This is a genomic window from Nocardia sp. 2TAF39 (assembly GCF_052114905.1).
In the GTDB taxonomy this organism is placed as follows: Bacteria; Actinomycetota; Actinomycetes; order Mycobacteriales; family Mycobacteriaceae; genus Nocardia.
Map to the genome: position 1 here is coordinate 1 of NZ_JBFRFQ010000013.1, position 12,329 is coordinate 12,329.

At 68.4% G+C, this 12,329-nt stretch carries 8 protein-coding genes and 1 pseudogene; 7 read left to right on the top strand and 2 right to left on the bottom strand.

Annotation, left to right across the window (positions count from 1 at the left end):
- Positions 1-529: 529 nt before the first annotated feature.
- Positions 530-1,672: a M20 family metallopeptidase gene (locus AB4Z47_RS10175; protein ID WP_441949971.1), complete on the top strand. Its 1,143-nt coding sequence runs from the start codon at positions 530-532 to the stop codon at positions 1,670-1,672.
- A gap of 83 nt (positions 1,673-1,755) precedes the next feature.
- Positions 1,756-2,916 (top strand): M20 family metallopeptidase, encoded by a 1,161-nt coding sequence (locus AB4Z47_RS10180; RefSeq protein WP_441949787.1) that lies wholly within the window; start codon positions 1,756-1,758, stop codon positions 2,914-2,916.
- Positions 2,917-2,960: 44 nt separating this feature from the next.
- Here AB4Z47_RS10180 and AB4Z47_RS10185 read toward each other — a convergent pair.
- Positions 2,961-3,287: pseudogene (locus AB4Z47_RS10185) on the bottom strand (gamma-glutamylcyclotransferase family protein); the annotation flags it as partial.
- Positions 3,288-3,456: 169 nt separating this feature from the next.
- On the opposite strand from AB4Z47_RS10185, the gene AB4Z47_RS10190 reads away from it, so the two are divergent.
- The 4 genes from AB4Z47_RS10190 (at position 3,457) to AB4Z47_RS10205 (ending at position 8,523) form a co-directional block, all read left to right on the top strand.
- Positions 3,457-4,860, top strand: coding sequence for an NAD(P)H-quinone dehydrogenase (locus AB4Z47_RS10190; protein WP_441949789.1), 1,404 nt, complete (start codon positions 3,457-3,459; stop codon positions 4,858-4,860).
- Between the two features lie 333 nt (positions 4,861-5,193).
- Positions 5,194-6,168 (top strand): hypothetical protein, encoded by a 975-nt coding sequence (locus AB4Z47_RS10195; protein WP_441949790.1) that lies wholly within the window; start codon positions 5,194-5,196, stop codon positions 6,166-6,168.
- A 75-nt stretch (positions 6,169-6,243) separates the two neighbouring features.
- Positions 6,244-7,251: a hypothetical protein gene (locus AB4Z47_RS10200; RefSeq protein ID WP_441949792.1), complete on the top strand. Its 1,008-nt coding sequence runs from the start codon at positions 6,244-6,246 to the stop codon at positions 7,249-7,251.
- A 93-nt stretch (positions 7,252-7,344) separates the two neighbouring features.
- Positions 7,345-8,523: an aminotransferase-like domain-containing protein gene (locus tag AB4Z47_RS10205; RefSeq protein ID WP_441949794.1), complete on the top strand. Its 1,179-nt coding sequence runs from the start codon at positions 7,345-7,347 to the stop codon at positions 8,521-8,523.
- A gap of 184 nt (positions 8,524-8,707) precedes the next feature.
- Here AB4Z47_RS10205 and glpK read toward each other — a convergent pair whose 3' ends face one another.
- Positions 8,708-10,207 (bottom strand): glycerol kinase GlpK, encoded by a 1,500-nt coding sequence (gene glpK, locus AB4Z47_RS10210; RefSeq protein ID WP_441949796.1) that lies wholly within the window; start codon positions 10,205-10,207, stop codon positions 8,708-8,710.
- 353 nt (positions 10,208-10,560) lie between these two features.
- Here glpK and AB4Z47_RS10215 point away from each other — a divergent pair, with 353 nt between their 5' ends.
- A complete protein-coding gene (locus AB4Z47_RS10215) occupies positions 10,561-12,294 on the top strand; it encodes a glycerol-3-phosphate dehydrogenase/oxidase (RefSeq protein ID WP_441949798.1) in 1,734 nt (577 codons plus the stop codon).
- The last annotated feature ends 35 nt before the right edge of the window (positions 12,295-12,329 follow it).

Here is a 12,329-nt window from a genome sequence, read left to right on the forward strand (position 1 = left end):
AATGCTGAGTTCGCCGGCTGACGTGACCGCATCGGCGGCACTCCTGGTTTCGAGCGTAGCGAGATCGAGCATTCGCTGTTCGTGGCCCGGTTCGTGTTCGGGTGGTGGTGTTTGTGACGAAGTCGCCGGTGGCGGCTCCCACGGTGTATAGGCTGCGCCGGGGGTGGCGAATGCGCGGTGCAGAGGGTGGGCGAATCAATGCTGAGTTCGCCGGCTGACGTGACCGCATCGGCGGCACTCCTGGTTTCGAGCGTAGCGAGATCGAGCATTCGCTGTTCGTGGCCCGGCTCGCGTCCGAGTGGCCGTTGCGTTTGCGACGAAGTCGCCAGCAGCGGTCGCTCGGACGCGAGCCACAGGGGGCCGCGAACACCCAGCGCCGCAGGCGCTGGCAAATAGACACAGCCGCAATGCGAGACTGTGTTTCATGCCACCACCGCGCAGCGGAGACCATGAATCGCATCGCGACGATCACGCTGCGCGCACTGGTGTCGACGACGTGGTCGGCCGCTCCGATGCAGCCATCACAGCGATGTCCGCCGAGCTGATTGCGCTCTCGCATGCGATCCACGCCGAACCGGAGCTGGCGTTCGAGGAGACTCGCAGCGTCGCCAAGGCCATCGCTCCGCTGGCCGAACGCGGCTTCGAGATCGAGACCGGCGTCGCCGAACTGCCCACCGCGTTCCGTGCACGCTACGGCAGCGGGCCCATGACGGTCGGTATCTGCGCGGAGTACGACGCGCTCCCCGAGATCGGGCATGCCTGCGGCCACAACATCATCGCCGCCGCCGCGGTCGGCGCCGCGCTCGGCCTCGCCGAGGTCGCGGACGCGCTCGGTATCACCGTGCTGGTGTTCGGCACGCCCGCCGAGGAGAGCGGCGGCGGCAAGGTGCTCATGCTGGAGCGCGGGGTGTTCGACGACGTCGCGATGGCGATGATGGTGCACCCCGGTCCGCTCGACATCGTCGGTGCCCGCTCGCTGGCCCTTGCCGACGTGTCGGTGGTTTTCCACGGGCGCGAGGCGCACGCCAGCGCGGCCCCGGAGCTGGGCCGCAACGCGGGCGACGCGGCCACCGTCGCACAGGTTGCTCTAGGATTGCTGCGGCAACATCTCCTGCCCGGCCAGCAACTGCACGGTATAGTCGGCGACGGTGGCGTAGCTCCCAACATCGTGCCCGGACGTGCGGAACTGCTGTATTACCTACGCGCAGTCGACTCCGCATCCCTCGACGATCTGATGCGACGAGCGTCGGCTTGTTTCGAGGCGGGTGCCCTCGCGACCGGCTGCACCCACGAGATCCGGACGCTCGCGCCGACGTACACCGAGCTCACCCCGGATCCGGAGTTACTGTTCGCCTATCGTGAGCAGATCGCCGGATTGGGGCGTGTGCCGATCGCACCGGAACTCGAGGCGCAACGGCCGCTGGGCAGCACGGACATGGGCAACGTCACCAACGTCATTCCGGGCATACACCCGGTTATCGGCATCGATGCCGGTGGTGCGGTGACACATCAGCCGGGCTTCGCCGCGGCGAGCATCAACGCGTCGGCGGATCAGGCGGTTCTCGATGGCGCGCTCGCGCTCGCGCGTACCGCAATCGCCGTCGCCCGCGATGACATACATAGGGACAGGTTGTTGCAACGGCTCGTTCAACGACAGGAGGACATTCGGTGAGCACTACCGGCCGTTCGGCGGCGCGGGCGACGGGCCCGTGCGTAGCCACGGAGGGTTCCGGGAGCCCGGCATCGTCGGACACCGTGGGAACCGGGCAGGAAGCGGTCGAGTCGTGGTTGGCCGAGCACACGGTCGACCTCGTCCAATGGCGCAGGCACATCCACGCCAACCCGGAGCTTTCCCGCACCGAGTTCGCCACCACCGAGTTCGTCTCGACCTGGCTGACCAAGGCCGGCCTCGCGCCGCAGGTACTTCCCGGCGGCACCGGACTCATCTGTGACATGGGGCCGGAGGGACCGCGCATCGGCCTGCGTGCCGACATGGACGCGCTCCCGCTGCAGGAGTTCACCGGACTCGCCTTCGCTTCCACCGTGCCGGGCGTCTCGCACGCGTGCGGCCACGACGCGCACACCACGATTCTGCTCGGCGCCGCACTGGCGCTCGCGGAGGTCGAGCTGCCGGTCGGAGTGCGGTTGATCTTCCAACCAGCGGAGGAGGTCATGCCAGGAGGTGCGATCGACGTCGTGGCCACAGGCGCGCTGGCGGGCGTCGAGCGGATCTTCGCGCTGCACTGCGACCCGCGCCTCGAGGTGGGCCGGGTCGGCATTCGCGTCGGCGCGATCACTTCGGCCGCCGACACCGTCGAGCTGGTGCTGGACTCGCCCGGCGGCCACACCTCGCGCCCGCATCTGACCAGCGACCTGGTCTACGCGATCGGCACGGTGATCACCGGCCTGCCTGGTCTGCTCAGCCGCCGCATCGACCCGCGTACCAGCACGGTGATGGTGTGGGGCGCGGTCAGCGCGGGCAAAGCGCCGAACGCGATTCCGCAGACGGGCATGCTCACCGGCACCGTCCGCACCGGCGACCACGCGACCTGGTCGCTGCTGGAGCCGATGGTGCGCGAGATCGTCGACGGCCTGCTCGCACCGACGGGCGTGCGCTACCAGCTGAACTACCGGCGCGGTGTGCCGCCGGTGGTCAACGACGAGCACTCCACCCGGATGTTCGAGGACGTGATCCGCGGGCTCGGCCCCGACGCGCTGGCCGACACCATGCAGTCCGGCGGCGGCGAGGATTTCTCCTGGTACCTCGAGGAGGTGCCGGGTGCGATGGCGCGCCTCGGCGTCTGGTCCGGGCAGGGCGAGCAGTTGGATCTGCACCAGCCGACCTTCGACATCGATGAGCGGGCGCTTGCGGTCGGCGTCCGGGTGCTGACCAAACTCGTGCTGAACGCGCGCTGAGTTCTTTTTCACAGCGGTGTGGCCGACCCTTCGGGGCGGCCACACCACAGCCAGGCCAGCGTGGGTTCGCCGCCACCGTCCGCGTTGCGGGTGACGCGCAGGCGGATCTTCTTGTGGATACCGAAGTCCGAGCCTTCCCAGCGGTCCAGCCGCTGCTCGTCCTCCGGGGACACGTCGTAGAGCACGACGAACACCCGGGAACCCGGCTCCTCGACAACCGTCGCGAGAGGCCCTTCCCAACCGATGTCGTCACCCGCGAAGGTGAGCCGCCAGCCCTCCAACCAGCCCGTCCCGGACATGGGGGAGTGCGGACAGCGCTCGAGCATCTGCGTTGAGTCCATGTTGGACCCATAAGCGGCGTAGATCGGCACCTGCAAAGGGTAGCCAATAACCGTCGGAGACTGCGTTTGATTGCCGCACCTACGGCGCGCGCCGCGGAACTGTTGCGCACCGGTAACGCGATCTGAGGGGCGAGGCGGTTGCCGGATAACGTCTACTACGTGCCGGAGATCCCGGCGCGAAGCTCGAGCGGAGGTATCAATGACCCGCATCGCGATCATCGGTGGTGGACCAGCCGGCTACGAGGCGGCGTTGGTGGCGGCCCAGCACGGCGCGTCGGTGACGCTGATCGATGCCGATGGCATCGGTGGCGCGTGTGTGCTGTGGGACTGTGTCCCCTCCAAGACGTTCATCGCCTCGACCGGCGTGCGCACCGACCTGCGCCGCGCCCGCGATCTCGGCATCACCCTCGACCCGAACCAGGCGCGGGTGCAGCTGTCCGAGGTGAACGCGCGCGTGAAGGCGCTTGCGCTTGCGCAGTCCTCCGATATCCGCTCGAAACTGCAGACCATCGGGGTGACGGTGCTGTCCGGGCGCGGCGAGTTGATCGATCCCGGCTCGGGTCTCGCCGCGCACCGGGTGCTCGCCAAGCTGGCCGACGGCGCCCAGCTGACCGTCGAGGCCGGGGTGGTGTTGATCGCGACCGGCGCGAGTCCCCGCGTGCTGCCCGGTGCCGAGCCGGACGGCGAGCGCATCCTCAACTGGCGTCAGCTCTACGACCTGGAGAATCTGCCGGAGACCCTGGTTGTGGTCGGTTCCGGCGTGACAGGCGCCGAGTTCGTGTCCGCCTACACCGAGATGGGTGTGCGGGTGAAGTTGGTCTCCAGCCGGGACCGCGTGCTGCCCGGCGAGGACGCCGACGCGGCGCTGGTCCTCGAAGACGCGCTCGCCGAGCGCGGCGTCGAGCTGGTCAAGCACGCGCGTGCCGACGCGGTCGAGCGGACCGCCGAGGGTATCGTGGTCAAGCTGTCCGACGGCCGCACGGTCTCCGGCTCGCACGCACTGATGACCGTCGGCTCCACGCCGAACACCGAGGGGCTCGGGTTGGAGCGGGTCGGCATCGAACTCGACCGCGGCGGCTACCTGCGGGTGGACCGGGTGTCCCGCACGTCGGTGCCGGGCATCTACGCCGCGGGCGACTGCACCGGCCTGCTGCCGCTTGCCTCGGTGGCCGCGATGCAGGGCCGCATCGCGATGTACCACGCGCTCGGCGAGGGCGTGAGCCCGATCCGCTTGAAGACCGTCGCTTCCGCGGTGTTCACCCGCCCGGAGATCGCGACCGTCGGTGTCAGCCAAACCGCCATCGACAACGGCGAGATTCCCGCGCGCACAGTGATGCTGCCGCTGAACACCAACCCGCGGGCCAAGATGTCCGGGCTGCGGCGTGGTTTCGTCAAGATCTTCTGTCGGCCCGCGACCGGCGTGGTGATCGGCGGCGTCGTCGTCGCGCCGATCGCCTCGGAGCTGATCCTGCCGATCGCGCTTGCGGTGCAGAACAATCTGACGGTCAACGACCTGGCGCAGACCTTCTCGGTCTACCCGTCGCTCACCGGTTCGGTGACCGAGGCAGCGCGCCTGCTGATGCGGCACGACGACCTGGATTGACGCGTGCGGTGCCGTGTCCGTTATCGGACATATGGCCCCGTGAACATGGCACAGGCGTTCGGCGCGGGTGCTCTTGCCACCCTTGGTTATTCGCCGCGTTGCCCATCGTGCACACATGTGGTTCACTCCTCGGCAGAGATGCGATCGGAGGGCGGTCGCGAGGTTCGGTATGGGGGGATAGGTCCTTTCCAAATCGGAACGGCGAACGACTCGGCTTTAGTTCGACGATCAGGCGTCTCACCCAGGGACCACTGAGTGCGGCCGATCCGGTCCGCACCCGGGGAAGGATTGCGAAAAGTGAAACATCGTAAGCCGAGTCGAACGCAGCGAGCGATGGCGAGCACCTCGTTGCCACTGGCCACCGCGGCTGCGGTGGCCACTCTCTTAGCGGCGCCGGCGGGGGCGGCTCCCAACGATCAGCCGACCACTCCGCCGACGCCTGCTCCTGCGCAGCCGGGAGTGAACGAGACGCCGAGCACGCCGGAGACCACCAAGCCGGATCCGGACAAGCCGGAATCGAAGCAGGATCCCGACAAGCCGGAGAGCACGCCGACGCCGAGCCAGCCCGGCGTCACCACCCCGGACTCGGACCATGCCATGCCGGACCAGAAGGATCCGCGGCTGTCCCGGCCGACGCAGCCGGGTGTGACTCCTCCGCGGGTCGCGCCGCTGCCGGTCCCCGGCCAGCAGCCGGGCGAGCCGCAGGCTGCGGTCACGCCGGAGCAGGGCACCCAGCCGCCCGCGCAGCCGGATGGCACCCAGCCGGACACCCCGGGTGGCGACAACGCCGAGGCGAAGCAGCCGGAGAGCTCGACGCAGGCGCAGCCGCGGTGGCAGGCGCCACGTATGGAGGCCGCCCCACCCGCGCCGGTCGTGGAGATGACCGGTCCGCACGCGGAGATCGGCGCGAACGTCGACGGTGGCACGCTGCTGCCGGGCTACGTGGCCAACACCCACCACTTCAGCAACGAGGCGGGTTACGTCGGCACGATCGGCTACAACACGCCCACCGGTGCGGGCGAGGCCGGCGTCTCGGTGGAGTTCGTCGACAAGAACACGGTCAAGCTGACCACCTACACCGGTGGCGAGGGCTTGGCCGACAACAACACCACCGCGGTGTTCGATACCACTCAGCTGAACGCGGCCAAGGCCGCCGTGGAGAACTGGATCCGGGAGCAGCCGGGCGGCGCCGCTGCCCTCGAGGCTGCCGCACAGGTTAAGCTTCCGCTTCAGTCGGGCGATATTGCTCCGCAGACCGTTGAGGTGGCTGGCGTCACCGCCCAGTGGGGTGGTTCACTCCAGTACTGACACGAGCCTGATTTCGGCGAGTGGGGCGGTCGTTCGCGACCGCCCCACTCGTGTGTCCTGGGGAAAGGATTGGGTGTGACCTCCGAGGGTGATGCGAGGGAAAACGAATCCGGCCAGTCCGGGTCGGAATTCGGTCCGCCGTTGGGGGAGTTCGGACCGCCGGTTTCCGAATTCGGGCCGCCCGTTTCGGAGTTCGGTCCGCCGATGGGCGCCGACACCGGACCGCGCTGGGAGGTGCCGCAGCAGCCGACCGACCACCCCGAACTCACCTGGCGTCCCGCAGGTGACCCGGAGGCGGCGCCGGCGCCGCCGCCGCAGTATCGCGCGCCGGATTCCACGGTCTACTCCGAACGGATGCCCGCGCCTACCGAGCCCGAGCAGCCTGCCGCGGAGGCCGCGCACCCGCCGCCCATGGGCGGCGAGCAGGGCTCGTGGTGGAACCAGTCGACCGCCGAGAGCGGCGTGCCTAAACCTCCTCCACCGTCCGATTCGGGCCTGTCTTGGGCCGAGGACCCGATCGCCATGCGGCTGGCGCTGCGCGTTCCTGCGACGCCCCCGCCCGCTCGCCGGTCCGGTTCCTCGTCACGGGGGCGCGTGCTCGGCGCGCTTGCGGCGGTGGTCGTGCTGATCGCGCTGACGGTGACCATCATCGTGGTCTCCCGCAACAACGGCGACACCAGCGCCGCTCCCGACGTCGGCAGCACCACGGCGGCGTTGAGCTGCCCGTCCAGCAAGGACGGCAAAGTGACCGTCGGCAACGGCCCCGGCGACACCGCCAGCGGGGCCGGGGCCATTCTCGGGTTCCAAAACGCGTTCTACGTTGCGCGCAGTGGGGAACGGGCCAGGTCGTTCGTTGCGCCGGATGCGGATTTTTCGACCGCCGCCGTCCTCCAGCAGGCCATCGACGAGCAGATTCCGGTGGGCACCACGCATTGCGTGCGGATCACCGAGTTGGGTCCGGGCACCTTCAACGTCGACCTGACCGAGCATCGCCCCGACGGCACAACGATCGTGTACCAGCAGAGTGTCACGACCGTCGACCGGGATGGCAAGAAACTGGTGTCCGTCATCCGGGAACGCTGAAACTTTCTCATATATTGGGAATCGAATTTCATATTCTGGTCGGCGATGTGGGACAGTGAGGCATCGCGTACCGTGGCGTCCTTCGGAGGTTTCATGTCGCCGACCACTCCGCCGCTGGCCCGGCGCCTCCACGGCCTGACGAGCTCGGCGATTCGTGACCTGTTGAAGCTGACCGCCCGCGCCGACGTCATCAGCTTGGCCGGTGGGCTGCCCGACGAGCTGCTCATGCCGCGCGACCGGATCGCGCTGGCGGCCGAGTCGGCGCTCGCGGACCGCGCACGGCTGCAGTACACCGAATCGGCCGGCTGGGGACCGCTGCGCGAGGTGCTGGCGGCACGCGAGACGGCACGGCTCGGTCGGCCGGTGCCGCTCGAGGAGATGTTCGTCACGCACGGCTCGCAGCAGGCGCTGTCGCTGCTTGCCGAGGTACTGCTGGATCCAGGCGCACTGGTCGTGGTCGAGGACCCGGCGTACGTCGGTGCGCTGCAGGTGTTCCGGGCGGCGGGATCGCGGATTGTCACGGTTCCGCTGGACGCCGAGGGCATGCGCGTCGACGCGCTGGTCGAACTGCTCGGCCGTGGGGAGCGCCCCGCGCTGGTGCACACGGTGAGCAATTTCCACAATCCACGTGGTGTCACCATGAGCCCGGGGCGTCGCCGTGAACTTGCCGAACTCGCCGAACGGTACGGGTTCTGGGTGATCGAAGACGATCCGTACGGCGAGCTGTGGTTCGATCGGCCATCACCGGAGCCGGTTGCGTCCTACTCGCCCAACGTGATCCGGCTGTCGAGTGCGTCGAAGACGCTGGCGCCGACACTGCGGGTGGGGTGGATGATCGCACCGAGTGCGGTGTGCAGGGGCGTGGAGTTGCTGAAGCAGGGTGCGGACCTGTGCGGTTCGGCCCTGACTCAGCAGATCGCCGCCGATCTGCTCGCCGACACCGATTGGCTGATGGCGCATGTGGACAAGATCCGGCGCGTCTACGGTGAGCGGGCGCGTGTCTTGGTGGGGGGACTGCGCGAGCACTTCGGTGACCGCGTGGTGAGTACCGAAGCCGCTGGCGGCATGTTCGTGTGGGCCGACTTCACCGATGGAACCGACACCGTGGACTTGCTACCCCGCGCGGTCGATCTCGGCGTAGCCTACGTCCCCGGCGAGGCTTTCTCGGTATCCGGCGCCCACCGCAATTCGATGCGCCTGTGCTTCACCACTTCCGAGGCGCAGACGCTTCAGGAGGCAACCGTCCGCTTGGCCCGTGCAGTAGGTGAATAGCTGTGTCTTTGGCCGCTCGGGCGCGAGCCGGGCCGCGAACGGGCAATGCTCGGTCTCGCTGACACGAAAATAGCGAATTTCCCCACCCACGGCGGAGCGCGCAGCGCCCCTGAACAGCTTCGCTCGGAACCGGGAGTGGGTCGATGCGGTTGCGCCGGGAGGCGAAGACGGTATTGATTGTTCGCTAATCCACCCAGCCGTAGGTGCGTTCGACGGCCTTGTTCCAGGCGGCCATGTGATCGTCGCGGGCCTGTGGCGACATGATGGGGTGCCAGGTCTTGTCGGCGGCCCAGTTGGCACGGATGTCGTCGGTACTCGGCCAGAAACCGACGGCCAGACCTGCCGCGTAGGCGGCGCCGAGCGCGGTGGTCTCGTTGACCACGGGGCGCACCACGGGCGCGTCGAGAATGTCGGACTGGAACTGCATGAGTAGGTCGTTGCCGACCATGCCGCCGTCCACCTTCAGTGTGGTCAGCTCCAGGCCGAGGTGTTCGGACTCGGCGTCGGCGCGCATCGCATCGACCACTTCGCGGGTCTGGAAGGCAGTGGATTCCAGCACCGCCCGAGCGAGATGCGCCTTGGTGACGAACCTGGTGAGCCCGGCGATCACGCCGCGCGCGTCCGGTCGCCAGCGCGGCGCGAACAGTCCGGAGAAGGCAGGGACGATGTAGGCACCGCCGTTGTCGGCGACGCTGCGAGCCAGCGGCTCGATCTCGTCGGCGGCGGAGATGATGCCGAGATTGTCGCGGAACCACTGCACCAGCGAGCCGGTGACCGCGATGGCGCCCTCCAGCGCGTACACGGCGTCCGCGTCGCCCACGCGATAGCACACCGTGGTGAGTAGGCCGTGGTTGCTGAACACCGGCGTGGTACCGGTGTTCAGCAACATGAAATTGCCGGTGCCGTAGGTGTTCTTGGCCTCACCGGGCGCCAGACATGCCTGTCCGAAGGTGGCGGCCTGCTGGTCGCCGAGGATGCCGGCCACAGGCACCCCGGCCAACGGCCCGGAATTGATCTCCGCGTACACCTCCGAGGAACTGCGGATCCGCGGCAGCATCGCCTCCGGCACGCCGAACTCCGCGCAGATCCGCGAATCCCACTGCAGCGAACGAAGATCCATCAGCATGGTGCGCGCGGCGTTGGTCACGTCGGTGACGTGCTCGCCGGTGAGGTTCCACAGCACCCAGCTGTCGACGGTGCCGAAACACAGCTCGCCCGCCTCGGCGCGGTCCCGCGCGCCCTCGATGTTGTCGAGGATCCAGCGCAGCTTCGGCCCCGCGAAGTAGGTGGACAGCGGAAGGCCGGTGCGGTCCTGGTAGCGGGTCGGTCCCGCCTCGCCGCCCAGCTCGGTGCACAGCCGATCGGTACGGGTGTCCTGCCAGACGATGGCATTGTGCACCGGCTTGCCGGTCCTGCGATCCCACACCACCGTTGTCTCGCGCTGGTTGGTTACCCCGACCGCGGCGATGTCGTCGCGGGTGAGCCCGCTGCGCTCCAGCACCTCGCCGAGAACGAATTCGGTATTGCGCCATATGGTTTCGGGATCATGCTCGACCCAACCTGGTCGCGGGAAGATCTGCTCGTGTTCCCGCTGGGCTACACCGACGACGCGCCCCTGCCGGTCGAAGACGATGCACCGACTCGAGGTCGTGCCTTGATCGATAGCAGCCACATAGCGACGCATGGGTTGTATTTTGCAGCTCTGTGCTTGTTTTTGCTGTGTCTTCGGCCGCGCGGGCGCGGCGGGTTGGCGGCCCCCTTATGGCTCGCGTCCGAGCGGCCGCCGCTGGCGACTTCGTCGCGGCCCACGACGTCGCTCGCCCGACTCTCGGTTCACGCCCGCAAAGAGGGGTTTGTGACGGTGGGGTTGCGCGGAGCGGCGTGATGGCCGGTCGCTCGGTTAGGGTGGGTCTTGTTACCGATGAGTAGTGCATGGCGATACAGACGGGGCCACGGCCGGTCGAGCGAAGGCGATTCGCCTAGCCTGGAGTTGAACAGCTCGATCGGATACATCCGCATCGGTTGGAGGAGTCGAGCATGACCAAGAAACCGGTTTCGCAGTTCCTCGGCCCGGAGCAGCGCAGAACGGCGTGGGAGCGCTTCGACAAGGACCATTTCGACGTGGTCGTGGTCGGCGGTGGCGTGGTCGGCGCCGGGATCGCGTTGGACGCGGCTACCCGGGGCCTGCAGGTCGCGCTGGTCGAGGCGCGCGACCTCGCCTCGGGCACCTCCAGTCGGTCGTCGAAGATGTTTCACGGCGGACTGCGTTATCTGGAACAGCTGGAGTTCGGACTGGTGCGCGAGGCGCTGCGGGAGCGTGAACTCGCGCTGTCCACCCTGGCGCCACACCTGGTCAAGCCGCTGCGCTTCCTGTATCCGCTGACCCATCGAGCGTGGGAGCGTCCGTACGTCGCGGCCGGGCTGGTCCTCTACGACACCATGGGCGGTGCCAAATCCGTTCCCGGGCAACGGCATCTGACCCGCGCCGGCGCGTTGCGGCTGGCGCCGGGGTTGCGGCGCGACGCACTGATCGGCGGTGTGAGCTACTACGACACGGTGGTCGACGACGCGCGCCATACTATGACCGTGGCCCGCACCGCCGCACACTACGGCGCGGTGATCCGCGCTTCCACCCAGGTGGTCGGCTTCCTGCGCGAGGCCGACCGGGTAGTCGGCGTTAAGGTGCGCGACACCGAAGACGGGCGCACCGGCGAGGTGCGCGGACACGTGGTGATCAACGCGACCGGCGTGTGGACCGACGAGGTCCAGGCTCTCTCGCAGCAGAGGGGCCGGTTCCATGTGCGCGCGTCCAAGGGGGTGCATATCGTGGTGCCGCGCGACCGGATCGTCAGCGACACCGCGATCATCCTGCGCACCGCAACCTCGGTGTTGTTCGTCATCCCCTGGGGTACGCACTGGATCATCGGAACTACCGACACCCACTGGAACCTCGACCTAGCGCATCCGGCGGCCACCAAGGCCGACGTCGACTACCTGCTCGACCGGGTGAACCAGGTGCTGGTCACCTCGCTCACCCCCGACGACATCGACGGCGTGTACGCGGGACTGCGGCCGCTGCTGGCAGGCGAGAGCGACGAGACCTCCAAGCTGTCGCGGGAGCACGCCGTAGCCCGGGTGGCGCCCGGGCTGGTCGGCATCGCGGGCGGCAAGTACACCACCTACCGCGTGATGGCCTACGACGCGGTAGACGAAGCGGCACAGGATATTCCGGCCCGGGTCTCGCCCTCGATCACCGAGCGGGTACCGCTGCTGGGCGCGGACGGCTACTTCGCGCTGGTCAACCAGACGGTGCAGCTGGCCGAGGCATACGGTGTGCATCCGTATCGGATCAAGCACCTGCTCGACCGCTACGGCTCGCTGATCGACCAGGTGATGGCCTTCGCCGATGGCAAACCCGAACTGCTGCAACCGATCACGGACGCTCCGTCGTATCTGCAGGTGGAGGCGGTCTACGCGGCGGAAGCCGAGGGCGCGCTGCACCTGGACGACATTCTGGCCCGGCGGACCAGGATCTCGATCGAGTACCCACACCGGGGCGCCAACTGCGCCGAACAGGTGGCCGGATTGGTCGCGCCGATCCTGGGCTGGGACGCCGACGAGATCGACCGGGAGGTCCGGACCTATCAGGCGCGCGTCGAGGCGGAGATCCGTTCGCAGACCCAGCCGGACGACGCCTCCGCCGACGCCCTGCGCGTCGCGGCGCCCGAACCCCGCCCGGAGCTCCTGGAGCCCGTGCCACTGGAAGGCTGATCCGGTCGTCGGCCCGCGCTTCGTGCTCGACCACC